19 protein-coding genes and 1 pseudogene are annotated in these 25401 nt (G+C 74.4%); 10 read left to right on the forward strand and 10 right to left on the reverse strand.

Annotation, left to right across the window (positions count from 1 at the left end; translation table 11 throughout):
• Window positions 1-195 precede the first annotated feature (195 nt).
• Complete coding sequence (locus IE096_RS01670) at window positions 196-1419, forward strand: beta-ketoacyl-[acyl-carrier-protein] synthase family protein (RefSeq protein ID WP_229819854.1); 1224 nt, start codon at window positions 196-198, stop codon at window positions 1417-1419.
• Complete coding sequence (locus IE096_RS01675) at window positions 1416-3698, forward strand: MMPL family transporter (protein WP_189447618.1); 2283 nt, start codon at window positions 1416-1418, stop codon at window positions 3696-3698. Before IE096_RS01670 ends, IE096_RS01675 begins: the two co-directional genes overlap by 4 nt.
• A 114-nt stretch (window positions 3699-3812) precedes the next feature.
• Here IE096_RS01675 and IE096_RS01680 read toward each other — a convergent pair whose 3' ends face one another.
• Window positions 3813-4865, reverse strand: coding sequence for an NAD(P)-dependent alcohol dehydrogenase (locus IE096_RS01680; protein WP_189447620.1), 1053 nt, complete (start codon window positions 4863-4865; stop codon window positions 3813-3815).
• A gap of 118 nt (window positions 4866-4983) precedes the next feature.
• Between IE096_RS01680 and IE096_RS01685 the strand changes: the two genes are divergently transcribed.
• Window positions 4984-5862: a helix-turn-helix domain-containing protein gene (locus tag IE096_RS01685; protein ID WP_189447622.1), complete on the forward strand. Its 879-nt coding sequence runs from the start codon at window positions 4984-4986 to the stop codon at window positions 5860-5862.
• 24 nt (window positions 5863-5886) lie between these two features.
• On the opposite strand, the gene IE096_RS01690 is transcribed toward IE096_RS01685, so the two are convergent.
• From IE096_RS01690 to IE096_RS01710, 5 genes and pseudogenes are all read right to left on the reverse strand, one after another.
• Window positions 5887-6777: a S1 family peptidase gene (locus tag IE096_RS01690; RefSeq protein ID WP_189447624.1), complete on the reverse strand. Its 891-nt coding sequence runs from the start codon at window positions 6775-6777 to the stop codon at window positions 5887-5889.
• Between the two features lie 386 nt (window positions 6778-7163).
• The gene (locus tag IE096_RS01695; RefSeq protein WP_189447626.1) at window positions 7164-8198 is read right to left on the reverse strand and encodes a TIGR04222 domain-containing membrane protein; all 1035 of its coding nucleotides are present in this window, start codon (window positions 8196-8198) and stop codon (window positions 7164-7166) included.
• A 19-nt stretch (window positions 8199-8217) separates the two neighbouring features.
• A pseudogene (locus IE096_RS01700) lies at window positions 8218-9538 on the reverse strand (MbnB/TglH/ChrH family RiPP precursor modification enzyme).
• Window positions 9539-9670: 132 nt separating this feature from the next.
• Window positions 9671-10687 carry an isopenicillin N synthase family dioxygenase gene (locus IE096_RS01705; protein ID WP_189447628.1) on the reverse strand — a complete coding sequence of 339 codons (1017 nt, stop codon included), beginning with the start codon at window positions 10685-10687 and terminating at the stop codon, window positions 9671-9673.
• 403 nt (window positions 10688-11090) lie between these two features.
• A complete protein-coding gene (locus IE096_RS01710; RefSeq protein WP_189447630.1) occupies window positions 11091-11405 on the reverse strand; it encodes a putative quinol monooxygenase in 315 nt (104 codons plus the stop codon).
• Between the two features lie 331 nt (window positions 11406-11736).
• On the opposite strand from IE096_RS01710, the gene IE096_RS01715 reads away from it, so the two are divergent.
• The 5 genes from IE096_RS01715 (at window position 11737) to IE096_RS01735 (ending at window position 17139) form a co-directional block, all read left to right on the forward strand.
• Window positions 11737-12135, forward strand: coding sequence for a rodlin (locus IE096_RS01715; protein ID WP_189447632.1), 399 nt, complete (start codon window positions 11737-11739; stop codon window positions 12133-12135).
• 184 nt (window positions 12136-12319) lie between these two features.
• Window positions 12320-12958, forward strand: coding sequence for a phosphatase PAP2 family protein (locus tag IE096_RS01720; RefSeq protein ID WP_229819855.1), 639 nt, complete (start codon window positions 12320-12322; stop codon window positions 12956-12958).
• On the forward strand, window positions 12955-13629 hold the full coding sequence (locus IE096_RS01725) for a phosphatase PAP2 family protein (RefSeq protein ID WP_189447637.1): 675 nt from the start codon (window positions 12955-12957) through the stop codon (window positions 13627-13629). Before IE096_RS01720 ends, IE096_RS01725 begins: the two co-directional genes overlap by 4 nt.
• A 166-nt stretch (window positions 13630-13795) precedes the next feature.
• Window positions 13796-15790 carry an ABC transporter ATP-binding protein gene (locus IE096_RS01730; protein WP_189447639.1) on the forward strand — a complete coding sequence of 665 codons (1995 nt, stop codon included), beginning with the start codon at window positions 13796-13798 and terminating at the stop codon, window positions 15788-15790.
• 161 nt (window positions 15791-15951) lie between these two features.
• Window positions 15952-17139, forward strand: a complete 1188-nt coding sequence (locus IE096_RS01735; RefSeq protein ID WP_189447641.1) for a cytochrome P450 family protein — start codon at window positions 15952-15954, stop codon at window positions 17137-17139.
• 136 nt (window positions 17140-17275) lie between these two features.
• On the opposite strand, the gene IE096_RS01740 is transcribed toward IE096_RS01735, so the two are convergent.
• The 3 genes from IE096_RS01740 to IE096_RS01750 form a co-directional block, all read right to left on the reverse strand.
• The gene (locus tag IE096_RS01740) at window positions 17276-18223 is read right to left on the reverse strand and encodes a polysaccharide deacetylase family protein (RefSeq protein WP_189447643.1); all 948 of its coding nucleotides are present in this window, start codon (window positions 18221-18223) and stop codon (window positions 17276-17278) included.
• A 184-nt stretch (window positions 18224-18407) separates the two neighbouring features.
• Window positions 18408-19481, reverse strand: a complete 1074-nt coding sequence (locus tag IE096_RS01745; RefSeq protein WP_189447646.1) for a YncE family protein — start codon at window positions 19479-19481, stop codon at window positions 18408-18410.
• A gap of 97 nt (window positions 19482-19578) precedes the next feature.
• Window positions 19579-20451 (reverse strand): diaminopimelate epimerase, encoded by an 873-nt coding sequence (locus IE096_RS01750; protein WP_189447648.1) that lies wholly within the window; start codon window positions 20449-20451, stop codon window positions 19579-19581.
• Between the two features lie 318 nt (window positions 20452-20769).
• On the opposite strand from IE096_RS01750, the gene IE096_RS01755 reads away from it, so the two are divergent.
• Window positions 20770-22155, forward strand: coding sequence for an AAA family ATPase (locus IE096_RS01755; protein WP_189447650.1), 1386 nt, complete (start codon window positions 20770-20772; stop codon window positions 22153-22155).
• 6 nt (window positions 22156-22161) lie between these two features.
• Here IE096_RS01755 and IE096_RS01760 read toward each other — a convergent pair whose 3' ends face one another.
• Window positions 22162-22917: an SDR family oxidoreductase gene (locus IE096_RS01760; protein ID WP_189447652.1), complete on the reverse strand. Its 756-nt coding sequence runs from the start codon at window positions 22915-22917 to the stop codon at window positions 22162-22164.
• A 134-nt stretch (window positions 22918-23051) separates the two neighbouring features.
• Between IE096_RS01760 and fhuB the strand changes: the two genes are divergently transcribed.
• The gene (gene fhuB / locus IE096_RS01765; protein ID WP_189447654.1) at window positions 23052-25238 is read left to right on the forward strand and encodes a Fe(3+)-hydroxamate ABC transporter permease FhuB; all 2187 of its coding nucleotides are present in this window, start codon (window positions 23052-23054) and stop codon (window positions 25236-25238) included.
• Window positions 25239-25401 lie beyond the last annotated feature (163 nt).

Below are 25401 nucleotides of genomic sequence, written 5' to 3' on the forward strand. Positions count from 1 at the left end.
CGGAAAAGAGTCCTATGGCATCAGACGAACGGTGTGTCTGCTGCCCGGTGTCCGGAGTCCGGTCCCGATGTCCGGTCCCGATCGAGGAGAACGATCGATGGAAGCCGCGTACGACCTGATGACCCGTCTGCTCACCGACCACTTCGACGTCCCCGGGGGGATCGACTCCGTCGCCGCGCCGGTGCGGCCGGGGCGGTGAGCGAGCGGGAGGTCGCGGTCACCGGGCTCGGCATGGTGACCCCGGCCGGCATCGGCCGCGAGGCGACCTGGGACGGGCTGTGCGCGGGCGTGGGCCTCGGCGCCCACGACGACGAACTGGCCGGGCTGCCGGTCGACTTCTCCTGCCGGGTGCCCGGCTTCGACGCCGGGGCGCTGGTGGGCCGGCAGGTCGCCTGGCGCAGCGACCGCTTCATCCACCTGGCGCTGGTCGCCGCACGCGAGGCGGTGGCCGACGCCGCGCTGGACCCGGCGGCCTGGGACGGCGCCCGGGTGGCGGTCGTCATGGGCGTGGGGGGCAACAGCGCGGACCGCTGGTACCAGGAGTACGAGAACCTGGCCGAGGGCCGCATCGAGGCCATCTCCCCCACCGCTCTGCTGCGTTCGCTGCCCAACATGGCCGCGGCCGAGGTCTCCACGGACCTCCGGGCGCTGGGACCGTGCCTGACCACGTCCACCGCCTGCGCCTCGGGGGCGACGGCGATCGGCGTCGCCCGGGACCTGCTGCGCTCGGGCGCCTGCGACATCGCGATCGCCGGGGGAACCGAGTGCGCCCGGCTCCCCATGGCCTCGGCCGCCTTCCACCGGATGCGGGCGCTCTCGGGGCGCCGCCACGACCCGGCCGGGGCGTCCCGGCCGTTCGACGCCGAGCGCGACGGTTTCGTCCTGGGCGAGGGCGCGGCCGTGCTCGTCCTCGAGCGGCCGCGGGACGCCCGTGCCCGGGGTGCCCGCCCACGTGGTCTGCTGTCCGGCTACGGCGCCTCCAGCGACGGCCTTCACCCCACCTACCCCGACCCCGACGGCGCCGGCGCCCGGCGGGCGCTGGAGGCCGCGCTCGCGGACGCCCGCGCCGGCGTCGAGGAGGTGCACCACGTCACCGCGCACGGCAACGCCTCGCCGGCCGGCGACCAGGTGGAGGCGACCCTGCTGTGCGCGGTGTTCGGCGCTCCGCCACCGGTGACCTCGCTCAAGGGGGTGATCGGCCACTCGCTCGGCGCCGCCGGGGCGATCAACGCCGCCTGCACGGTCCTGGCCCTGGAGCGGCAGCTCGTGCCGCCCACCGCCAATCTCGACCGCCTCGACGACGGGATCGACCTGGACGTGGTGACGAAGGTGCCCCGGCGGCACCGCATGGACGGGGCGATCAGCAACGCGTTCGGCCACGGCGGCCAGAACGCCGTCCTGTTCTTCCGGTCCGCGTGACGCCCCCCGGGGATCTCGACGCGGCGGCCCTGACACCGGGACCCCTCGGTGCCGGGGCCCCCGCGCGCGCCGGTGGGCCCGCGGCCGGCCGGCTCGGGCGGGCACGCCCGTGGCTGGTCCCGGCGGCGGCCGCCCTGCTCACGCTGCTCCTGGCGGCGGTGGGCGCGGGCACCTCCGGACGGCTGGCCAACGGCGGCTACTTCGCCTCGGGGACGGAGTCGGCGCGTGCCGACCGGCTGCTGGCCGACCGCTTCGGCGCCGGCGCCCCCGATCTCGTCCTGCTCGTCCGTGCCGAGGGCGGCGTGGACTCGGAGCGGGCCCGGGAGGAGGGGCTGCGGCTGACCCGGCGGCTCGCCGACTCCGCCGGGGTGGCGAGCGTCCGCTCGTACTGGACGGGCGAGGACGCGCAGCTGCGCGCCGAGGACGGTACGGCCGCGCTGGTCACGGCCGATCTCGCGGGGGCCGACCGGGACGCGGCCCGCACCGCCGAGACGCTCGTGCCCCGCCTCACGGGCGGCCACGGCGCGCTGACCGTCTCCGCGACCGGCACCGCGTGGGTGAGCGTGGAGGCGAAGCGCTACAGCGGGGCGGACCTGGTGCGGGCCGAACTGGTGGCGGCCCCCCTGACCCTGCTGCTGCTCGTGCTCGCGCTGCGGTCGCTGGTGGCCGCGCTCGTCCCGCTGCTGATCGGCGCGGTCTCGGTCGTCGGCACGATCGCGGTGCTGCGGCTGCTCACCTACGCGATGCCGGTGTCGGTGTTCGCGATGAACCTCACCAGCGCCCTGGGGTTCGGGCTGGCCGTGGACTACGGCCTGTTCCTCGTCACCCGCTACCGGGAGGAGCTACGGGACGGGCGTCCCGTCGAGGCCGCCGTGCGGCGCACGGCGCGCCGCGCGGGGCGTACGGTCCTGGTCTCCGCCTGCGCGGTGGCGCTGTCGATGTCGGCGCTGTTGGTGCTGCCGCTGTCCTTCCTGCGGTCGATGGCCTGCGCGGGCATGGCCGTCGCGCTGTTCGCGGCGGCCGCGGCGACGCTGCTCGTGCCGCCCGTGCTCGCCCTCCTCGGCACCCGGATCGACCGCTGGGACCCGCTGCGCGCCCTGCGCCGGGGCCGGGCGGCGGGGCCGCCACGCCCGGACAGCCCGTTCTGGCGGCGGGTCGCGCGCACGGTGACCAGGCGGCCGCTGTGGTTCGGCCTGGCCTGCGCGGCGGTCCTGCTGCTGATGGCCTCGCCCTTCGCCCACGTGCGCTTCGGCCTGTCCGACGACCGGGTGCTGCCCGCCGGCTCCGAGGCGCACCGCACCGCCGACGCGATCCGCGCGGGCTTCGCCGCCCCCGCCGACCGCACCCTCGCGATCGTGCTGCCGGACGTGGACCCCGCACGGGACGCCGCGACCCTGAGGGCGTACGAGCGCGACGTGTCGGACCAGCGGTCGGTGCGCTCGGTGGGCTGGGCTCGGTCCGGGGCGGGCGCGGGATCCGGCGAGGCCGCCGGATCCGGCAAGGGCGCGGTGCTGATGGTGGCCGGGGCGCGGGAGCCGTACACGCGGGCCGCGCAGGACCTGGTGCGGACGCTGCGGGCCCTGCCGGGCCCGCCGGGCGAGCACCTGGTCACCGGGCGGGCGGCGCTGCTCGCCGACACCAAGGACGCGGTACGGGCCCGGCTGCCGCTGGCGGCGGGCATCGCGGCGGCCACGACGTGGCTGATGCTGTTCGTGCTCACCGGCAGCGTGGTGCTCCCGCTGAAGGCGCTGCTCATCGGCGCGCTGAGCCTGGGCACGAGCTTCGGGGCGCTGGTGTTCGGCTTCCAGGACGAGCATCTGCGGCCCGTGGTGGGGGACTTCACGTCCACCGGGACGGTGGAGATGACGATGCCGCTGCTGCTGTTCGCCATCGCGTTCGGGCTGGCGATCGACTACGAGATCTTCCTGCTCTCCCGGGTCAGGGAGCACTATCTGCTGACCGGCGACAACCGGGGAGCGGTGGTGGAGGGCGTCGCGCGGACCGGGCGGCTGGTGACGACGGGCGCGCTGGCGGTGGCCGTGGTCACGGGGGCGCTGGTCACCTCCGGGGTGACGCAGCTCAAGCTGCTGGGGACGGGGCTGGCCACGGCGGTGCTCGTCGACGCGGTGCTGGTGCGGGGGGTTCTCGTGCCGGCTTATCTGACGGTGGCCGGGCGGCTCAACTGGTGGGCGCCGGGGTGGGTCGCGCGGCTGCACGGTCGGTTCCGTGCGCGGCTCGCGTCGGAGCGGGGGCGGCTCGCGTCGGAGCGGGGGCGCTGAGGCCGGTTCGCGCGGGCGGCCCGGGCGGGACCGGAGGGGGACGGACCCCTCCGGCCCCGCCCGGGCCTCACCACCGTGTGGGCCGGTCTGGTCGCCGGCCGTTCGTTCGCCGCGTCAGATCGTCTGTGCGTCTATCACGAAGCGGTACCTCACGTCGCTGGTCAGGACCCTTTCGTACGCCTCGTTGATCCGGTCCGCGCCGATCACCTCGACGTCGGCGCCGATGCCGTGCCCGGCGCAGAAGTCCAGCATCTCCTGGGTCTCCCGGATGCCGCCGATCATCGACCCGGCGAGGGTGCGGCGCCGGCGGAAGAGGGAGCCGGAGACGACCGGCAGCGGGTTCTCGGGGGCGCCGAGCTGGACCATGACGCCGTCGGTGCGCAGCAGGCCCAGGAAGGCGTTGAGGTCCAGATCGGCCGAGACGGTGTTGAGGATCAGGTCGAAGCCGTCCGCCAGGGCCTCGAACGTGGCCGGGTCGGACGTGGCGTGGTAGTGGTCGGCGCCCAGGCGCAGGCCGTCGTCCTTCTTGCGGAGGGACTGGCTGAGGACGGTCACCTCGGCGCCCATCGCGTGGGCGATCTTCACGGCCATGTGGCCCAGGCCGCCCAGGCCGATGACGGCGACCTTCTTCCCGGGGCCGGCCTGCCAGTGGGCGAGGGGCGAGTAGACGGTGATGCCCGCGCACAGCAAGGGCGCGGCGGCGTCCAGGGGGATGCCGTCGGGCACGCGCAGGACGTAGTTCTCGTCGACGACGATGTGCGTGGAGTAGCCGCCCTGGGTGAACTCGCCGTCGCGGCCGGTGGCGGCGTAGGTGCCGACCGGGCCTCTCGCGCCGGTGCAGTACTGCTCCAGGCCGGCCCGGCAGTTGTCGCACTCGCGGCAGGAGTCGACGAAGCAGCCGACGCCGACCCGGTCACCGGGCGCGTGGCGGGTGACCCCGGCGCCGACCTCGGCGACGACGCCGGCGATCTCGTGGCCGGGCACGATCGGGAACGTCTCGTGCCCCCACTCGCCGCGCACGGTGTGGATGTCGGAGTGGCAGATGCCGGAGTACTTGATCTCGATCAGGACGTCGTGCTCGCCCAGCGCGCGGCGGGTGACGGTGGTGCGCTCCAGCGGCGCCTTGGGGGCGGGGGCCGCGTACGCGTGGACAGTGGTGTGGGTCATGGGCTCGATCCTGCTGTTCGTCTCACCCGGTAACCAGGACTCGGCTGGAAGTACGCTTGCGGTTCCTACCACTGGCAGGGTCACCCTCCGTCCGGCGCGCCCCCGCATACTGGTGGGTATGGATCAGCGCACCGAGCTCAGCGAGTTCCTCCGCTCCCGCCGCGCCCGGCTGCGGCCGGAGGACGTCGGGCTGACGCCGTACGGGGGCAGGCGGCGGGTGCCGGGGCTGCGGCGTGAGGAGCTGGCGCAGCTGGCCGGGGTGAGCGTCGCGTACTACACGCGGCTCGAGCAGGGGCACGGGCAGAACGTGTCCGCCTCGGTGCTGGAGGCGATAGCCGGTGCCCTGCGGCTCAGCGATACGGAGCGGGACCACCTCGGTCGTCTGGTCAGGCCCGTCCCGAGCCGCTCGCGCGCCGCGCGCCCGCAGCGGGTCCGGCCCACCCTGCAGCAGTTGCTCGACACCATGGAGGGCGTCCCGGCGTATGTGCTGGGTCGGCGTACGGACGTCATCGCCTGGAACCGGCTGGCCTGCGCGCTGCTCGGCGACTTCCCCGCCGTGCCGCCGCAGCAGCGCAACATGGTCCGGCAGCTCTTCCTCGACCCCGCCGCGCGCGAGCTGTACGTGGAGTGGGAGGCCAAGGCGGCCGACCTCGTCGCCTGTCTGCGGCTGGAGGCCGGGCGCCATCCGGACGATCCCAAGCTGGCGGCCCTGGTGGGCGAGCTGTCCGTCAAGAGCGAGGAGTTCCGGCGCCTGTGGGCGGCCCACAACGTGCGGGACAAGGGCCACGGCGTGAAGCGGCTGCTGCATCCGCTGGTGGGCGAGCTGACCGTGGCGTGCGAGACGTTCGTCCTGCCCGCCGATCAGGACCAGGTGCTGGTGACCTATCACGCCGAGCCCGGCTCGCCGTCCGCCGAGTCGCTGCGGCTGCTGGCCAGTTGGACCCTGGAGGCCGCTCCGGCGGAGCATTCGGTTCCCGCGGCGCGACCCGGCGCGTAGTCGACGCGCCGGGTCGCTTCATCGTCAGGGCAGTTGGGCGCCGGTCGCCCGGAGGGCGGCGGGCACGGGCTGGAAGAACGTCTCGCCGCCGGACGAGCAGTCGCCGCTGCCGCCGGAGGTGAGGCCGAGCGCGGTGTCGCCGTCGAAGAGCGCGCCGCCGCTGTCGCCGGGCTCGGCGCAGACGTTGGTGCCGATCAGGCCGTCGACCTGGCCCTCCGCGTAGTTGACGGTGACGTTGAGGGCGGTGACCTGGCCGTCGTGGACCTGGGTGGTGCTGCCGCTGCGCCGGACGTTCTCGCCGACGCGCGCCTCGCCGGCCTTGGCGATGCTCTGCTGCCCGCCGTCGTAGAGGTCCACGGAGCTGGGATGGTCGGCGCTGCCGGTGTAGCGCACGAGGGCGTAGTCGTGGCCGGGGAACTCGGCGACCTCGGTGGAGCCGATCGCCGCGCCGATCTGCGAGTCGGACCAGTCGCCCGACGCCTTGCCGCAGTGCCCGGCGGTGAGGAAGTACGGCTGGCCGTCCTTGGTGACGTTGAACCCCAGCGAGCAGCGCACTCCGCTGCCCCAGATGGCGTCGCCGCCCGCGACGAACGGGCGCAGGACGCCCGCGGTCCGTTTGATCGTCGCCTTGTCGCCGAGGTCGGCGACGGCCTTGCGCACCTGGTCCAGGCGGGCGCCCTTGACGGTGCTGTCGACGGTCACGACGAGCTTGTGGAGCTTGGGGTCGACCGCCCAGGCGGTGCCGGGGACGGCGGCGTGGGCGTTCAGTTCCGCTCTGGCGGAGGCCAGTTCGGCGGCGGAGTGGGGGACGGGGGCCGCCTGGGCGCTCTGGAGGGTGAGCGAGGCCGTGGCCAGGGCCACGGCTCCGGCGACGGCCAGGGCGGCACGGCGCCCGGGTACGCGTGAGTGGTTCAACTCGTCGACCTCCTGCGAGTGGGGGTGTGCCCGGCGCGCGCACCGCGCGTCCGGGCCCGGAGGATTCGTACGGCACAGCAGCGACCGCACGTCGCGTGCATGCCAAGAGTTGCCGGACGAGTGTCCCGTCCGGACACGCGGACGCACAAGAAGACATCCGGACGCACACGACCGCTCACGAACGCCCACCCGGCCCGGCTCCGCCGACGGTCCGCCGGGCGAGCGTCAGAGGTCACGCTCACGTTCGCCCGTGACGGGACACCGTGCGCGGCCCGTGCGCATAACGGACGGTGAGGGCCGCGACTGTCCGGTAACCGCCGTTCCCCCTCGGTCGGTCAGCGCCGCCACGGCCGGTTCCGCGTGGCCGTCGGTGTGGGCCCGGGCCGTCAGGAGCAGCCACCACCGCCGCAGCTGGAGCCGGAGGAGCAGCTGGAGCTGGAGGAGCAGCTGTGGCCGCTCGAACAGCTGTGACCGCCCGAGTGTCCGGAGTGACCGGAGTGGCCGGAACCGCTCGTGCCGCTGTCGCCGCCGGTGTCGAGGACGGCTCCGCCGCAGGAGGAAGCGGACGACGTGGCGGTCGCGGACGTCGAGGACGACGACGATGTCGTGGCCGAGGAGCCGCGGGAGCGGCCGGTCCGGCTCGTGGCACCGGCCCGATGGGTCGTACGGGTCCTGGTCGCCTCTATCAGCTGGGCCCTGAGCTTCTTGTCCGGTACGCGGCCGTGCACGGCCACTACGCCCGCCGCCCCGCCGGGGTGCTCCCCGACGGACTTCCGGCTCCAGGAGGCATCGGTGTTGATCAACCGGACGACGTTCCTGCCGAAGTCGGTGCAGGGGTCGCACGACTTGTGGGGGCCGTACGCCACCCGGACCAGGACCCCGGCCAGGGCGAGCGCCAGCAGGACGACGCCCAGGGGCCGGAAGGCGGCCGGGAAGAGCAGGACGACACCGGCGACGGCCCCGACGACCAGCGCCGCCGTCTGCGCGCGGGCCACGCGCTCCCAGTGCGCCTGGACACCTCGCGGCAGCAGCATGTCCAGCTTCTCCAGGGACCGGCCGATCGCGTGGACGAGGGGATCGCGGCGCAACTCCCGGACCACGATCCGCAGGGAGTTGCTCCAGCCCGCGCCGCAGTGCTTGAGCAGGGCGCGCTCCACGGCGTTGTGCGCGGTGGCGTCTCCCACGGCCACCTTGCCGTCGCGCACGGTGACGCGCCCGTCGGCGTGCATGGCGGTGATGACGGTGTCGGCGACGCGTTCCACGCCGCCGAGGAGACAGGCCACGCCGAGCACGTCCGGGAAGTCCTCGGCAGTGGGCGGGACGCTCCGACCGCGGGCCTGCCGGCGGACGCGCCACAGCAGGACGGAGGGCACGGCGATCAGCGCCGCGCAGCACAGCGTCACGAGAATGGCGTACAGCATGGGATCGATTGCCTTTCGGTCAGCGCGCGAAACGCAGCCGGCGCAGGACGGCGGCCACCCGGCGGCGCGGGCGCCCCGGGGCCGGTGCGGCGGGGCCGGTCCGTTCGGCCAGCCACGCGGTGAGCCGGCGGACCCGGTCCGGGTCGGTCACGGCGCCCGTGCGCAGCAGGTGGCGGGCGAAGTCCAGGGCGTCCCGGCGGTATCCGTCGGCCATGGGGCGGCCCCGGGCGTAGCCGAGGAAGAGGTCGCGGAAGTCGTCGCCGAGGATCTCCGCCGGTTCGGGGGCGATCTTGCGGACGACGCCGAGGCGCTTGGCGAGGAGCGCGCGGCGCTGGACGTCCAGGCGGGCCGGGTCGAAGCCGGGCGGGGGCGGGGCGTCCGCGACGAGCGCGGAGAGGAGGGCGAGCTGGGCCTCGGCGAGCCGGCGCCGGGCGGCGCCGGTGTCCGGGGCGGGGCGCCGCTCGCCGGGTGCCACGGCGCGAGTGATCGGGTCAGCCATGGCAGCGGGCGCCTTCGGCGACGGCCCGTATCGCGTCGAGCTCGGCGGCCAGCTCGCCGGCCTCGGGGAAGTCGTCGTCGCGCTCCAGCAGGACGCCGGGCGGGGTGACGCGGTCGCAGAGCTCGGCGAGCACGTCCAGTACGGGCCGGGTGACGGGGTGGGCGTGGCTGTCGTGCCACAGTCCGTCGCGTTCGACGCCGCCCGCGACGTGGACGTAGGCGAGGGCGTCGAGGGGGAGTTCGTCGAGGGCGGTGGCCGGGTCCTCGCCGCGGTTGACGTGGTTGGTGTGGAGGTTGGCGACGTCGACGAGGAGCCGTACGCCGGTGCGCTCGACCAGCTCGGCGAGGAACCGTCCCTCACTGAGCTCCTCGCCGGGCCAGGCGAGGAGGGCCGCGATGTTCTCCAGCGCGAGCGGTACGGGCAGCACCGACTGGGCGATGCGGACGTTCTCGCAGAGCACGTCGAGGGCGTCCCGGGTGCGGGGCACGGGCAGCAGGTGCCCGGCCTCGATCCGGGGGGCTCCGGCCGGGGCGGCCGGGGCGCCTCCGGCGCGGACGAAGGCGATGTGCTCGCTGACGAGCGGGGCGTCGAGGGCCTCGGCCAGCTCGGCGAGCGCGACGAGCCGGGCCAGGTCGGGCCGGTCGGCGCCGCCCAGGCCCAGGGAGACGCCGTGCGGGACGACGGTCGTCCCCCGGGCGCGCAGCCACTGGAGCGGGGCGGGGAGGTGGTCGGGGCAGACGTTCTCCGCCACGACCTCCACCCAGTCGATCCCCGGCAGCCGCTCGATGTCCCCGGCGATCTCCGGCCGCCAGCCGACGCCGGTGCCCAGCACCGTACTCATCCCCACCCCCGTGGCTCCCCCGCGGCGCACTGCGCCCAATGCGAAGGTGATTCCCCGTCCCGACTTGATCAATCCTTGGTCAGGGAGAGGGTAATCCTTGAGCCGATCCCGGGGGGAGGGTTCCTCCGGATGTCAGACGACGGGCGTCCCGGCGTCCTCCAGCAGGCCGGGGTGGTGCTTGCGGGCCACGCCCGGGTGGGCGCGCAGCCAGCCCTTGATCTCGTTGCGGCCGTACTCGGCGAAGAGCGGGTTGGCCGAGTCCTGGGTGACGCCGGGCGCCCGGTCCGCGTACGGGAAGGGCACGGGCTCGATGCGGGCGTCCAGCCGCGGGTTGTAGAAGAACGGGACGGAGAAGCGCTCCCGGTTCCCGGGCGGGCTGACCACGCGGTGGTTGGTGGCCTTGAGGTAGCCGTCGGTGGCGACCTCGAGCAGCTCGCCGAGGTTGATCACGAAGGCGCCCGGCATCGGGGGCACGTCGATGAACTCCCCGTCGGGGCCCTCGACCTGGAGTCCGCCGACCTCGTCCTGCAGGAGCAGGGTCAGGAAGCCGTAGTCCTTGTGGGCGCCCACGCCCTGGCCCGCGCCGTCGGGGGCGCTGCCGGGGTAGCGGACGAGCTTGAGGTGGAGGTGGGGGCGGTCGGCGAAGGCGTGGTCGTAGAAGTCCTCGGGGGCGCCGATGGCGGCCAGCAGCTCGTGCAGCAGCCGCTCGGCGACCGAGCTCAGCCGCTCGACCCAGCGCAGGGCGGCGGTGCGCAGCTCCGGCAGGGCGGCGGGCCACTGGTTGGGGCCCTCGAGCCACCAGTAGCCGGGGTCCTCCGGGCCGGGGACGCGGGCGGGGCGCTCGGCGCCGATGTCCAGCTGGTCGCGCCAGTCCTGGCTGCCGCCGGTGCGCTCGTCCCCGATGCGGGTGTAGCCGCGGAAGTGGGGGGAGTTGAGGTTGCCGATGGCGAGGCGGTCGGCCTCGGGGAGAGCGAAGAAGGCGCGCATCGTGCGCATCAGGTCGGCGGTCTCCTCGGCGGTGACGCCGTGGCCGGTCAGGTGGAAGAAGCCGACGTCGCGGGCGGCGGCGTGGAGGGCCTCGTGGAGGCGGGCGCGCTCGTCGGGGCCCGCGGAGGCGGCGGAGAGGTCGATGACCGGAAGCTTGTTCATGGAATGTCCACAGCATGAGGGCCCGGTGAGGCGTCCGGGGATGGCCGGACGACCCGTGCGACCGGCGCAGGGTGTGCGGCGGCGACGGGACCGGGGAACGGCTAGGAATAAGAGAAAAGCGAAGAAAGCCAAGAGCGCGGGGAAACACCCGCGGGGCGGCCGCCCGGGAAGCGGGCGGCGCGAAGGTGTGAAGGTCAGCCGGACCGGCGACAGGACATGCTCGTTACACGGACGAAGTCCACGTGGCGGCGTTTGACGAGCGGGTTCACATTCCGAAGGGTATACGCCCCGGGGGGCGATCACGCCGTTGTACGGGCGTGGCACGCGTCACATGCCGTTAACAATCGGCGCCGGCCGTTCCGGGTGGGGCGCCCGGGGTGATCACGCCGGGTCGCCGGGGCCGTCAGCCGCGGCGCTTGTCGACGACCAGGGTCCGCTCGTAGTGGCGCGTCTCCTCGACGTCCCCGGCGTAGGGCCGGACCGCGTCGTGGAAGGGCGGGAAGTGCGGGCCGTGCCGGAAGCCGTGCTCGTGGTCCTCCACCGAGGTCCACTCGATCCGCAGGACGTAGCGCTCCGGGTCCTCCACTCCGCGCGACAGCTCGTACGCCAGGCACTGGGGCGCGGCGTAGAGGTGCTCGGCGGCCGCGGCGTACGCCTTCTCGAAGGCGCCGCGCCGGCCGGGGTCGGCGATGCGGTAGCGGACGTACTCGACGGCCAACGCGGGCCTCCTTCCCGGGCGCCGGCGGAGTCGTCCCGGCGTCCGGCGAGCCCGCCCGGACGCGGGCGTGTGGGGGCGCTGTCCGAGCGGGCCGACGGCCGGAGTTCCGCCGCGCCGGGCACGCTACCAGCCGGAACGGCGCGAACTCCGGAAGCCGTGACGCGGGCGGACGGCGCTTCGGCGGTAAGCCCCGGGCCAAAAGGAGTTGGATACCCCGGAAAGTAAATGACTCGCTGGGGCGAATGAGTGAAACTCCGGAACTTCCCCATTCACTTGCAGTTACTCAGTTCGCTTCCCGGAGGGAAACATCGATCGATCGAAAGGCATTGACGTGCTCAAGAAGGTTCTCGCCACGGCGGCCTTGACCGCCTCGGCGGTCGGCGCCGTCGCCACCCCCGCGATGGCCATCGGCAACGACCAGGACGTCGCGAACGCCAACGGCGCGAAGACCGCGTACGGCGACACGGCGACCGGGGGCGTGGAAAGCCCGCAGATGAGCCTGGTCCAGGGCTCGCTCAACAAGCTCTGCCTGGGCATCGGGAAGGTCGGCGTCCAGTCCGTCCTCGGGCTGCTCAACATCGGCGTCCAGGACGTGCCGATCCTCACCTCGCAGCAGCAGCAGCAGTGCACGGACAACTCCACGATCAACGACGGCGACGACCCGCTGTCGCACCTGGTCGACGAGATCCCGATCATCTCGGGCAACGGCTCGGGCAACGGCGACGGCTGACGGCCTCGCGAATCCGCGGGAATTCCCCCCGCTCCGGGTGTACGGGCCCCGGGGCGGGGGGATTCTTGTATGTCCGGATGTAGGGAGAAGCGAACAGCCCGGTGTGATCCGGGAATCGAGGAATACGGCGACGCAGGCGGGGCCGGCCACCGGTCGGCCCTTGACCATGGGAGGGTCCGCACTCGTGATCGTGACATCGCCGGCGCTCCTGCCCGGCTCCCCCGGCTTCGACGGTTCGGGCATCGACGGTGGTCTCTACACGGAGATCACCCGGGACGCGCGGCACGCGCCGTGGCTGCTGAACGATACGGTCTCCACGTGGTCGGCCTTCGGACTGGCGCTGTTCGCCGCGCTGATGCTGACCGCCTGGTGGCTCGCCCGGCGTTCGGACTCCCCGATGATGGCCCGGGCGCTGGCCACTCCCCTGGTGGTGGCGATGGTGTACGGAGTGGACATGGTCGTGAGGGTGGCGGTGCGGGAGGACCGGCCCTGCCGTTCGATACCGCGGAGTTTCACCCTGGAGTCGTGCCCGGCTCCCGGGGACTGGTCCTTCCCCAGCGGCCACGCGGTGATCGCCTTCGCGACGGCCGCCGCGCTCTGGCTGGTCGAGCGCCGGCTCGGGGCGGTCGCGGCGCTGGCGGCGGCGGCCATGGGCGCCTCGCAGGTGTGGATCGGCGCCCACTACCCGCACGACGTGGCCGCCGGCGCGCTGACGGGCGTGGCGCTCGCGGCGCCCCTGACCGTACTGGCGACCCGGGGGGCGCCCTGGGTGGAGCGGGCCCGCAAGGGCCGGTTGCGGCCGCTGCTGGTGACGGCCGCGTGAGCCGCCGCCGGGCCGTGCCCGTGGCGGCGGTGGTCGCGGCCCCGGCCCTGATCGCGCTGGCCGTCCTGACGGCCCTGGTGCTGGCGAGGGACGGCGCGCCGTTCGCGGTGGACACGGCGGTGCGGGACGTGGTCCTGGAGCGTCGCGCGGGTCTCGGCCCGGCGGCGAAGGCCCTGACCGCGACGGGCACGGGCGTGGTCCCGTATCTGCTGGCCGGTGTGGCGGGTTGGCTCGCGTCGGGGCGGGCGCTGGGCGTCGTGGCGGCGGAGGCGGTGCTGGGCGCGGGCCAGTTGGCGCGGATCGGGCTGCGCGTCGCCGTGGACCGGCCGCGCCCGCCGGCCGACGGCTGGCTGAGCGCGGCCCACGCGGCGTCCTTCCCCTCGGGCCACGCCACGACCAGCGCGCTGGCGGGCGGGCTGCTCGCCTGGGCGCTGTCGCACCGGTGCCCGGGCGGGCCCGGCCGGGCGGCGGCGGGCTGCGCGCTGCTGTGGGCGGTGGGGGTCGCGCTCACCAGGGTCGTGCTGGGCGTCCACTGGGCGTCCGATCTCGTGGGCGGCTGGCTGCTGGCCACGGGCTGGCTGGCGCTGACCCTGCCGGCCCTGGCCCGCTTCCTGGAGCGGCCGGCGCTCCCCGTCCGGCCGTGGCGGCGGCGCAACCCCCGGATCGGGTGACCCGCCACGGCGGAGTGAATCACCGGCGGGACGGCCGCCTCCTCACCGCCGCTTGACGCATGCTCGAACTTCCGGACGAGAAAGCGCCCTTGGGAGGCCGTGAGGACCCCCTCTCGGGCGTCGTTTTCCGAGCACTCGTCCGGTCCGGCGTCAACGAGGAGGCTCTGTGCGTCATAGCCCGCCCCGCCACCCCCGTCCCCAAGAGGCCTCGTCGTCCGAGCGGTTGCTGTTCGGCGGGCCGCTCCGGCACGACCAGGGCTGGAACAAGCACGAGAACGCCCATCTGGAGTTGTCCCTGTGGTCGATGGCGCTGCGGCTGCCGCGCCTCGTCGGCGCCACGATCCGGCTGGCCTCGCGCGCCGATCGCGGCGCGCTGCGCACGGTGGCGGCGGCGGAGCTCGCACAGGGGGTCAGCCAGGCCGTCGGCCTGATCGCGATCAACCACGTCCTGGCCGCGGTGCTGGCCGCGGGCCCGACCGGGCAGCGGCTGACGGCGGCCCTGCCAGCCCTGCTGGTCGTCGCCGTCACGGGCGTGGTGGGCGCGCTGGCGACGTCGGCGTCCACCTCGGGCACGGGCCGGCTGGAGCCCAAGGTCGAGCGGGTGGCCACGGAGATGTACCTGGAGCGGGTCATCCACGTCGAGCTGGCGGCCATCGAGGACGAGGAGTTCCACCGCCTGCTGGACTCCGCGCAGTACGGGGCGTCGTCGGCCCGCCGCATGATCAAGTACTGCTCGGGGGTCGTCGGGGCGCTCGTCGCGTTCGTCGCGGCCGCCGGGGTGCTGACCGTGCTCCACCCGGTCCTGCTGCCGCTGCTGGCCCTGACGACCGTGCCCCGCGCGTGGGCCTCGCTGCGCATCGCCCGGGCCCGCTACTCCTCGTTCCACCACTGGGTGCAGCACGCGCGGGCGGGGCGGCTGCTGAGCGGGCTGCTGATCCAGACGGAGCCCGCGCCGGAGGTGCGGGTGCACGGCGTCGGCCCGTTCCTCCTGCGGCACTTCCGCAGCATGTCGGAGAGTTCGGAGGCCGAGCAGACCCGGCTCTCGCGCGAGGCCGCGCGCGTCCGGCTGATCGCCTCGGCGCTGACGGGGACGGCCGTCCTCGCCACCTATGCCGCGCTGGGCGGGTTGCTGCTGACCGGGGTGATGCAGCTGTCCGTCGCGGGCACCGCGGTGCTGGCCACGCGCAGCGGATCGGCGAGCCTGGCCTCCTTGATCCTCCAGATCAACAGCCTCTACGAGGAGGCCTGTTACGTGCAGGACCTGGAGCGGCTGTGCCAGGAGGCGGCCGAGCGGGCGATCCCGGAGGGCGGGGAGCCCGTGCCGGACAATCCCAAGGAGATCCGGTTCGAGGACGTCTCGTTCGGCTACCCGGGCACCGCCGCGCGGCGGCCCGCGCTGGACGGCGTCAGCCTGACGATCCCCCAGGGGAAGATCGTGGCGCTGGTCGGGGAGAACGGCTCGGGCAAGAGCACCCTGGTGAAGCTGCTGGCCGGGCTCTACCGCCCGGACTCGGGGCGGATCCTCTGGGACGGCCGGGACATGGCGGGCCTCGACCGGGCCGGGGTGTTCGCGCGCTTCGCGATGGTCAGCCAGGACTTCCACCGGTGGCCGTTCACCTGCCGGATGAACGTCGCGATCGGGCGCACCGACCACGCCGTGTCCCAGGAGCGGCTGGAGACGGCGGCCCGGTACGCGGGCGCCGACGAGCTGGTGGAGCAGCTGCCGCGCGGCTGGGACACGCTGCTCGCGCGGGGCTACGAGGGCGGGCACCAGCTCTCCGGCGGGCAGTGGCAGCGGCTGGGGATCGCGCGGGCCCGCTACCGGGAGGGGCGGATCCTCATCGTCGACGAGCCCACCTCGGCCCTGGACGCCCGGGCGGAGCTCCAGGTCTTCGACCAGATCCGGCGGCTCGCGGACGGCGGCCAGACGGTGCTGCTGATCACCCACCGGCTGGCCTCGGTGCGGCACGCCGACGTCATCCACGTCCTGGAGCACGGCCGGCTCCGGGAGAGCGGCACCTTCGAGGAGCTGATGGGCCCGTCCTCGGCGGGCGTCTTCCGCGATCTGTACGAGCTCCAGCGCGGGCAGTTCGCCGAGGACGGTCCGGCGGTGCCCGGCGCCCGGGGCCCGGACGGCGTCGCGCGGCGGGCTCCGCGCTGAACCGCGCGCGGGAGGGCGCCCGACGGGGTGCCGGGGTGGCGCCCTCCCGAGCGGCGGCCATCCGGGGAGCACTCCCCGGTTACTGCTACAGTCGGCCGGTAACCGGGGAACCCACCCCACTTTCACTCCGGTCGTCTCCGGACAACGGAAGGGACTCCACCATGTCCACACCCGTTCTCATGGATTACTCCGACCCCGGCGCGGACCTCGCCGCCGACCGCACCGCCGCCTACGCGCGCCTGCGCGAGCTGGGCCCCGTCCACCGGATGCGCACCCCCGACGGCAAGGAGTCCTGGCTGATCGTCGGGTACGACGAGGCCCGCACCGCCCTGGCCGACCCCCGCTTCAGCAACGACCTGCGCAACTCGCCCGACTGGACGGGCGACGGCGGCGTCCCCATCGGCACGAACATGCTCCAGACCGACCCGCCGGACCACACCCGGCTGCGCAAGCTGGTCGCCAAGGAGTTCACCGCCCGCCGCGTGGAGGCCCTGCGGCCCCGGATCCAGGAGATCACCGACCGACTGCTCGACGGCCTGCCGGCCACCGGCCGCGCCGATCTCGTCGAGTCCTTCGCGCTGCCCCTCCCCCTGACCGTCATCTGCGAACTGCTCGGCGTCCCCGCGGCCGACCGGGCGGACTTCCGCGCCTGGTCGAACGAGATGGTCCAGCTCACCGACATGGCGGCCGCGGCCGCCGCGGCGCAGGCCATGACGGAGTACCTCCACGGCCTCATCGAGGCGAAGCGCCGCTCCCCCGAGGACGACCTGCTCAGCGCCCTGGCGGCGGCCGCCGACGACGGCGACCGCCTCTCCCCCGCCGAACTGCTGGGCATGGCCTTCGTCCTGCTGGTCGCGGGGCACGAGACCACCGTCAACCTCATATCGAGCGCCGTGTACTCCCTGCTGAACCACCCGGCGCAGCTCGCCGAGCTGCGGGCCGACTGGTCGCTGCTGGACGGCGCGATCGAGGAGACACTGCGTCACCAGGCGCCCGTGGAGCGGGCCTCCTACCGCTTCACCACCGAGCCCGTGGAGATCGGAGGTCTCACCCTGCCCGCCCGCGAGCCCGTCATCGTGATCCTCTCCTCGGCCGGCCGGGACGGCACCCACTTCGCCGACCCCGACCGCTTCGACATCCACCGCGACGCGCGCGGCCACCTGGCCTTCGGCCACGGGCTCCACCACTGCCTCGGCGCCCCGCTCGCCCGGCTGGAGGCGGCCGTCGCCCTCCGCAGCCTCCTGGAGCGCTTCCCGCGCCTCGCCTTCGACACCGACCGCCCGGAGACGCTGGACTGGCGGCCGAGCCTGGCCCTGCGCGGCCTGGCCGCGCTGCCGGTGCGCTACTGAGCGCTCCGCTGGAAGTCCGGCGAGTCATCCGCGGGTGCGTCGTGGCTGGTCGCGCCCGCGCGGCGGTAGCCGCATATCAACACCGCCCCGCGCCCCTTCGGGGCGCTGCCGGTGCGCTACTGAGCCAGGGCGCCCGTCAGCAGTCCAGGGGGTAGGGGACCTTCTCGGTGACGGGGCCGTTGTTGCGGCAGACCTGGTAGCCCTGGGCCTGGAGGTCGCTGACGATGTCGGGCAGGGCATCGGGGAAGTTGCTGAACAGGTGGCCGAGGACGACGCCGTTGCGCTTCTCCTCCGGTGTGGCGTCGCGGACGCTCGCACGGATGTCGTCCACGCTGCGCGCGTGGCCCTGGGTCTTCTCCCAGTCGTGGGTGTCGATGGTCCAGTTGCAGATCCGGAAGCCGAGCTCGGCCGCCAGCTCCCGCTCGCGCTCCCCCGCGTCGCCGTACGGCGGCCGCAGGAGGTTGCCGGCCACGCCGTTGTGGATCTCGTCGTGCAGCTCGTCGTCGTCCAGGCTCGGCAGATGGCGGTGGGTGTAGGAGTGGTTGCCCACCCAGTGGCCCTGCTGCCGGAGCTGCCGGGTGATCTGCGGGTACTGCGCGGCGAACTTGCCGATCAGGAAGAACGCCGCGCGGATGCCCTGCGCCTTCAGCTGGGCGCCGATGCGCACCGACCGCTCGGGGTCGTTGTAGGGCCAGTCGTCCAGCGTCAGCAGGACCCGCCCGGAGGTGTTGCCGCAGCGCTCGCGGTCGTAGACGCCCTCGGGGGCGGGCGGGGCGGCGGGCCGGTCCCGGTGGCCGCTGTCGCCGTCGCGGGCAACCCCGTCGCCGGTGTCGCCGGGGCCGCCCTTGCCCGCCGGGGCGCCGCCCGCGCGGTGGTCGTGGCACCAGGCCGGCAGGTCGCGGCGGCCGCCCTTGGCGCCGGCCGGCAGCGGTACGCAGTCCTCCTGGTCGTCGTCCACCGCGTGCACCGCGAAGGCCGAGCACGTCACCAGCGCGGAGACCGCGGCGGCCGTCTTCAGCGGAGCCCGCCGGCGCCGCCGGTGGCGCCCACGACCACGCCGGAAGACCTCACCGTATCCGGACATGCTGACTCCTCACGGATGACGGCCCGCCGGCAGACGCGACGCGTCACCTCACCCCGGCATCGACACCGGTTCGATGATCTTGACACCAACCCTCGGGCCGGACGGGCACTCTCGCAACCGCGGCGGCCGGGACGGTTGGGCCGCCCGGGTGGTGGCACCCGGGCCGCCGCGCCGTGCCCGGGCGTCAGCCGCGGGCGGCGGTGATATACGCCAGGCCATGGGCCCCGGCCTCGCCCTTGCTGCCCACATCCAGGGTGGCGAGCACCTTCGGGGCGGTCAGGTCGACCACCGTCACCGTGCTGGACATGACCCCCGAGACATAGCCCGTCCTGCCGTCCGGCGAAGAGGTGACGGTCAGCGGGAAGACCCCGACCTCCACCTGGCCCACGACCTCCAGCGACCCCGGCGCGAAGACGGTCAGCACCCCGTTGGTCTGCGCGCCGAGCTTGCCCCCCTCGCCCCGGGCCATCCGCAGCTCACCGGCGAGCACGGCCCCGGTGACCGTCGTGTGCACCGGGAAGACGACGCCCTCGGTGGGCAGGGTCCGGACGATCCGGCCCGAGGCGGTCTCGATCACCCGGACGCCCGGTTCGGCGGCGGGCCCGGCCCCCGAGAAGTCGCCCTTGGGGGCGGCCACGTAGACGTGCGCGCCGTCCGGCGAGACGGCCAGGCCCTCGCTCCCGGGCACCTCGATCCGCCCGGCGAACTCGCCGCGCTCCAGGTCGAGCACGGAGACGAAGGGCGCCTCCTTGTTGGTGGTGTAGCCCCGGCGGCCGTCCGGGGTGATCTCGACCCAGTGGGGGCCGCCGGCCATCACCGGGATCCGGTCGCGCCGCTCACGGGTCGCCGTGTCGTAGACGATCACGCCGCCCGGCTCGGTGTCGGTGGCCTCCACGCTGACGTAGAGCAGGCCGCGCGCCCGGTCGAGGGCGAGGCCGTGGGGCGCGTGGTCGGGGGCGGTGTCGAGGACGTCGACGACGGCGTGGGTGTCGGCGTCGATGACGGTGATCTGCCGGGCCCGGCCCTCGTTCATGCCGTAGTAGCCGTGGACGTAGCTGCTCGCGCAGTACAGCACCCGGTGGTCCGGGTCGAAGCACAGCTCGTGCGGTTCGGCGGGCACGTCGACGACGTCCAGCCGCTCATGGGTGACGGCGTCGAAGAAGGTGATGGAGGACCCGGTCTGGCTGACGACCGCCAGCTGGTCGCGGGCGGCGAAGGAGACGTCGGAAGAAGCGGTGTTCCGCTCAAGGGAGTTCATGCCTCGATCCTCACCCCGGAACGGGGTGTGACTCCAGTGCAAGGTTGTCAACCGAGGATTGCACGGGACGCACTTGATGCTGCGTCACGCCACCGTCTCACAGAGCGGCCAGCCACCGGGCGTCCAGGACGCCCTCCGCCGCGACGCCCGCCGGGCCCGTGAGGAGCGTGACGGCGGACGCGTCGAGCGCCACCGTCAGCGGCCCCGTGACGTTCTCGACGACCGTGGTCTCCCGGCGGCCGGCGGCGTGCTGGACGGCCGCGGCCGCCGCGCACGCGGCGGCGCCGCCCGGACGGATCTCCCCGGCCCCGGGCCGGTAGGCGCGCACGCGCAGACTGCCGCGCGGCAGCACGTTGACGAAGACCATGTCGGCGGACGGCACGAGCACGCCGACGGCCTTCGGGAAGGCGGCGGTGTCCGGCTGCGGCTCCTCGGCGAAGTCCAGGTACGACACGGGGGTGTCGATGACGCACACCAGGTGCAGGGCGCCCAGCGACACCAGCGTGCCGGGGAAGGACTGCCCGTCCGCCGTCACGCCCGCCGTGCCGAGGACGCGCGGGGTGGGCATCTCCACGGTCGTCCGGCCCTTGGCGTCGACGGTGACGCGCTGATCGCCCACACGGGTGCCGATCCACAGCGCCCCGGGCCCGGCGAGCCCGGCGACCGTCAGATAGCGGGCGGCGAACCCGGCGCCGGGGCCGCAGGCCAGGGAGTGCGAGCCGTCGGCGTCCCGGCAGTCCACGAACCACTCGCCGCGCGAACGGGCCGAGCCCTTGCCGGGGCCGGCGGCCGTCAGGCGCAGCAGGCAGTCCCCGCCGAGCCCGGTGCGCGGGTGGCACAGCCCCCGGACCGCGTCCTCGGACAGCGCGACCTGATTGCCGGGGTCGAGCAGGAGGAGGAAGCCGTCGCCGCCGCAGTGGCCCTTCACATAGCGGGGCCCGGGCTCGACGGTGGGCCGGTGCGCGGTCATCGACCACCTTCCCGGGGGAGGTACGGGCCCTCCGGCCCCTGGCTACTGCGGCATCGTGCGGCAGTCGTGGCACGGCCCGCAACGCCTTCGCGGGTCTTCTCCGGCGGACTGCCGGACGACTGCCGGTGGACCGCCGCCGGACCGTGCGGGGCGCGGGGGCGGTGCGCCGACGGCCCGGTCCATAGCGGACGTCGGCGAGCGAAGGGGGCATCTTGACCGCTGGGGTGAGCGTCCTACGCTGGGGTGGGCCGGTGACGAGGAGGCCCGCAGGCCGGTCACGGCCGGCCAGGTGCCGGCGGGGAAGGGGCCCGAGGGGGAATGACGTTGACGGACGGTGGCCAGGGGCTCGCGTTCGGCCCGCTGCTGCGCCGCTACCGGCTCTCGGCGGGCATGACCCAACAGGAGCTGGCCGGGGCGTCCACGCTGAGCGTGCGGGCCATCGGCGATCTGGAGCGCGGCAGGACGGGCCGCCCCCAGCGGAAGTCCGTGGAGCTCCTGGCGGGGGCGCTGGCCCAGGGGGACGAGGCCGCGCGGCGGCTCGTGGAGGCGGCGAGGGCCGCGCGGCTCGCGCCGGAGCCCGACGACGCTCCGGAGGAGCGCCCCGACGGCGACGCCGCGGCGCACGCCGCGCGGACGGACGGAGGCCGGGCGCCGGGGACGGGCGTGACCGGCGCGCCCGTCTGCGAACTGCCTCCGGACATACCCGATTTCACGGCCCGGCGGCGCGAACTGCTGGGGATCGAGGGAGCCCTGGCGCCCGAGGGGGTCCGGTGCGGGCAGCGGCTGACGCTCGTCGCCGGGCATCCGGGCGCGGGCAAGACGGCACTGGCGGTGCGCGCCGCGCACCGGCTGCGCTCCCGGTTCCCGGACGGCCAGCTCTTCGTCCAACTCTCCCCCGCCGGGCACCCCGCCCTCGGCCCGGACGACGTGGTGCGCCACCTGCTGCGCTCCCTGGGCGACCCGGCGGGCGGGGCGGGCCCGGCGGAGGAGGCGGGCGCGCGGTTGCGCGCCGCACTGGCCCGCAAGCGGGTGCTGATCGTCCTCGACGACGCGGTCGCGGAGGGGCAGGTGCGCTGCGCCTGCCCGGGGGTGGGCGCATCGGCGGTGCTCGCGACGTGCCGGCGCCGGCTCTCCGCGCTGCCGGGCGCCGGGCGCGTCGACGTGGGGGCGTTCGACACGGAGGAGTCGCTGGCCTTCCTGGCGCGGATGGTGGGCGAGGAGCGGGTGCGCCGGGAGCGCGCGGAGGCGGCGCTGGTGGCGGAGTTGTGCGGCCGGATCCCGCTGGCCCTGCGCGTGGTGGGCTGCCGGCTGCTGGCGCGGCCGCACTGGACGATGCGGACGCTCGTGGACGAGGTCCTCCACGATCCGCGCACCCGGCTGCGGGAGCTGAGCTCGGGCGACCTCACGGTGCGCGCCGCCGTCGCGGCGGCGTTCGGCGTGCTGGACGACCAGACGCGATGGGCCCTGCGCCGGCTGGCGGCGGCCCGGGCGCCGGGGTTCGGCCTGCGGGGCGCGGCGACGCTGCTGGGGTGCGGGACCGCGCGGACCCACCGGATCCTCGGCGATCTGCTGGACGGCCATCTGCTGGAGGCCCACGACGGGCGGCGGGCGGCGGAGCCGTCGTACGTCGTCCCGCCGGTGATACGGCTGTTCGCGCTGGAGGGGGCGGAGGCGGCCACTTCGCGCGGTCAGCGGGTGGTGTAGCCGCCGTTAGCGGGTCGTGTAGCCGCCGTTGATGAAGAGGGTCTGCCCGTTGAGCCACCAGCCGTCGGTGAGCAGGAACTTCACATACGGCACGATGTCCTCGATCTTCGTCAGCTCGCCGTTCATGGCGGAGGACTTGTGGTACGCGATGGAGTCCTCGGTCTCGGCGGGGTAGAAGAACCCGGTGTCCATGGGCCCGGGGGCGATGTTGTTGACGGAGATGTTCCGCCCGAACAGTTCCTTGGACAGGGCGCGGGTGAAGTGCTCGACGGGGGCCTTGCTGCCCGCGTAGACGGAGTACAGACCGGTGTAGGCGGCGAGCAGCGAGGTCACGATGGTGACGATCTTCCCGCCGTCCTCCACCCGCTTCGCGGCCTCCTGCATCATGAAGAACGCCGCCTTGGAGTTCACCGCGAACATCTTGTCGTACTCGTCCTCGGTGACCTCGGTCAGCGGCTTCTTGAGGACCATGCCGGCGGTGTTCACCACGCAGTCGACCTTGTCGAAGGCGCCCACGGCCACCTCGAACAGCCCCTCGACCTCGCTGACCTGGGTCAGGTCGGCCTCGTGCACGATCGCCTCGCCGCCCGCCGCCTTCACGGCCTCGGCGGTCTGCTGGGCGCCCTCCTTGGAGGACGGGCTGTTGAAGTGGACGACGACCTTCGCGCCGTCCACGGCGACCTCCCTGGCGATGAGGCCGCCGAGGTTCTTCGACGCTCCCCCGATGACGACGACCTTGTCCTTGAGCGTACGGCTGGGCATGCGGCCCTCCTCGGCGGGGGCTGACGACAAAGCATGACCACTTTATGGCGGTACATACCGCTTCGCATGCCGGTGTCCGGCGGTACGACCCCGGAGCTTCCGGACGACGGAGGGCATTAGGCTAGCCTTACCTTATGACTTTGGCGCACGTGGACACCGAGGCGAAACCCGCCGCCGACCAGGCAGTTCCCAGACCGTCCCACGGCCGTCGGCGACTGGCGGCCATCGCCGTCGGACTGTTGTCCGCCGTCCTCGTGCTCGCCGCCCTCTCCCTGTCCGTCGGCGCGGGCGAGGTCGGCCCGAGTGCCGTCCTGGACTACCTCCTCGGCCGGCACGGCGCGCGCGACAACGCGCGCCTCTCCCTGGTCGTGGGCGACCTGCGGATCCCCCGCACCCTCACCGCGCTCCTCGTCGGCGCCGCCCTCGGCACCTCCGGCAGCCTCCTCCAGGCCGTCACCCGCAACCCCCTCGCCGAGACCGGCCTGCTCGGCGTGAACGCCGGCGCCTCGCTCGGCGTCGTGGCCGGCATCGCCTTCCTCGGGGTGCAGAGCGGCCTCGGCCACCTGCTGTGGGCGTTCGGCGGCGCCATCGCCGCCAGCGCGCTGGTCCTGCTCATCGCGGGGCGGCGCGGCGGCGGTTCACCGATGCGGCTGGTTCTGGCCGGCTCCGCGCTGGGCGCCACCTTCGGCGGGCTCACCAGCGTCATCGTCGTCAACTCGGCCGAGACCTACGACCGCTTCCGCTTCTGGGTCCTCGGCTCGCTGGCGGGCGTCGAGGGCTTCGGCAAGCTCACCGGTCTGCTGCCGGTCCTCGCCGTCGGCTTCGTGGTCGCCCTGCTCGTCGCCCGCCCGCTGTCCGCGCTGGCGCTCGGGGACGACCTCGCCAAGGGGCTCGGCCACCGGCCCTCCACCATCCGGGTGATCGTCGCGGTGGCCGTCACCCTGCTCACCGCCTCCGCCGTGGCGCTCGTCGGCCCCATCTCCTTCCTCGGCCTCCTCGCAGGCTTCCTCGCCCGCACCCTCACCGGGCCCCGGCTCACCGCCCAGATCGCCTTCGCCGGGCTCATCGGCGCGGGCGTCCTCACCGGCGCCGACGTCCTGGCCCGGGTGGTCTCCCGGCCCTTCGAGGCGCCGGTCTCCGTCATCGTCGCCCTCATCGGCGCCCCCGTCCTCATCGGCATCGTCCGCTCCCGGCGGCTGGGTGCGATGGGCATGACCGACCCCGCCACGCAGGAGGCCGCGCCGCCGCCCAAGCGGCGGTTCGCGGCCCTGCGGCCGGCGCGCCGTGCCGAGCGGGAGGACAGCCTCGTCCTGCGCGGCGGCGCGCTCTCCGTACTGCTGCCGCGCCGGGCCGCGCTCGCCGCGCTCGCCCTGGCGGCGCTCCTCGTCGCCGCCGTCGTCCTGTCCGCGTACGCGGGCCAGAGCGAGATGGGCCTGGCCCGGACGTTCAACGCCGTCCTCGGCTCGGGCGACCGCTTCGACGTGCTCCTCGTCCAGAAGTTCCGGCTCGGCCGGATCGTCGCCGGACTCACCGCCGGCGCCGCCCTGGGCCTGGCCGGCTGCCTCACCCAGACCCTCGCCCGCAACCGCCTCGCCACCCCCGAACTCCTGGGCGTCAACGACGGCGCGACGGCGGCCGTCCTCATCTCCACCACTCTCACCGGCACCTTCGGCGCCTGGTGGGCCGGTCCCCTCGGCGCGCTGGTGGCCGTCCTCGTCGTCACCACCGTCTCCGGCGGCCTCGGACAGCGCGGCTACCGCGTCCTGGTGGTGGGCCTGGCCATGTCCGCCCTCGCCTCCGCCGTCACCCAGGTCGTCCTCACCCGCCGCTCGCTGAACTCGGCGAGCTCCCTGTACGTCTGGACCTCCGGCAGCCTCAACGGGCGCGGCTACTCGGTGGCCACCCCCGTCCTCATCGGCCTGGCGATGCTGGTGCCGCTCGCCCTCGTCGTCGCCCGGCAGCTCAACGTGCTGCGCTTCGACGACTCCACGGCCTCGTCCCTGGGCGTCGCCCCGGCCCGGGTGCGGCTGTTCTGCCTGCTGCTGGCCGTGGCCCTGGCCGGGCTGGCGGTGGGCATCTGCGGCCCGGTCGGCTTCGTGGCGCTCGCCTCACCGGTGATCGCGGGACGGCTGGCGGGGCCGGTGCGGGTGCCGGTGGTGGGGTCGATGCTGGTCGGCGCGGTGTTGATCGTGCTGGCCGACACGGTCGGGCGGATCGTCTTCGACGGGGTCGAGGTGCCGGTGGGCATCGTCACGACCGTTCTCGGCGGACCGTTCCTGCTGTGGGTGCTGCTGGGGCGGTCGGCGGCGGCGCGGGTGTAGGCCTCCGGCGGTTCTTACCCCAGTCCCGCCCCTTCCCGTAACCGGGGGCTCCGCCCCCGGACCCCCGCCGATCTCAGCCCCTCCGGCGTTTGAGGAGCGGGGTCCGGGGCGGAGCCCCAGGAAACGGTGAAAGGGCGGGACCGGGGCCTCCTCCCACCCCCGG

It is taken from the genome of Streptomyces abikoensis, assembly GCF_014648775.1.
In the GTDB taxonomy this organism is placed as follows: Bacteria; Actinomycetota; Actinomycetes; order Streptomycetales; family Streptomycetaceae; genus Streptomyces; species Streptomyces abikoensis.

Coding starts and splice junctions, on each gene's coding strand:
- IE096_RS01750 (WP_189447648.1), bottom strand. CDS start 20,451: ATGACCGCGCACCGGCCCACCGTCGAGCCCGGGCCCCGCTATGTGAAG.
- IE096_RS01740 (WP_189447643.1), bottom strand. CDS start 18,223: ATGTCCGGATACGGTGAGGTCTTCCGGCGTGGTCGTGGGCGCCACCGG.
- IE096_RS01745 (WP_189447646.1), bottom strand. CDS start 19,481: ATGAACTCCCTTGAGCGGAACACCGCTTCTTCCGACGTCTCCTTCGCC.
- IE096_RS01760 (WP_189447652.1), bottom strand. CDS start 22,917: ATGCCCAGCCGTACGCTCAAGGACAAGGTCGTCGTCATCGGGGGAGCG.
- IE096_RS01755 (WP_189447650.1), top strand. CDS start 20,770: ATGACGTTGACGGACGGTGGCCAGGGGCTCGCGTTCGGCCCGCTGCTG.
- IE096_RS01705 (WP_189447628.1), bottom strand. CDS start 10,687: ATGAACAAGCTTCCGGTCATCGACCTCTCCGCCGCCTCCGCGGGCCCC.
- IE096_RS01685 (WP_189447622.1), top strand. CDS start 4,984: ATGGATCAGCGCACCGAGCTCAGCGAGTTCCTCCGCTCCCGCCGCGCC.
- IE096_RS01680 (WP_189447620.1), bottom strand. CDS start 4,865: ATGACCCACACCACTGTCCACGCGTACGCGGCCCCCGCCCCCAAGGCG.
- IE096_RS01735 (WP_189447641.1), top strand. CDS start 15,952: ATGTCCACACCCGTTCTCATGGATTACTCCGACCCCGGCGCGGACCTC.
- fhuB (WP_189447654.1), top strand. CDS start 23,052: ATGACTTTGGCGCACGTGGACACCGAGGCGAAACCCGCCGCCGACCAG.
- IE096_RS01695 (WP_189447626.1), bottom strand. CDS start 8,198: ATGCTGTACGCCATTCTCGTGACGCTGTGCTGCGCGGCGCTGATCGCC.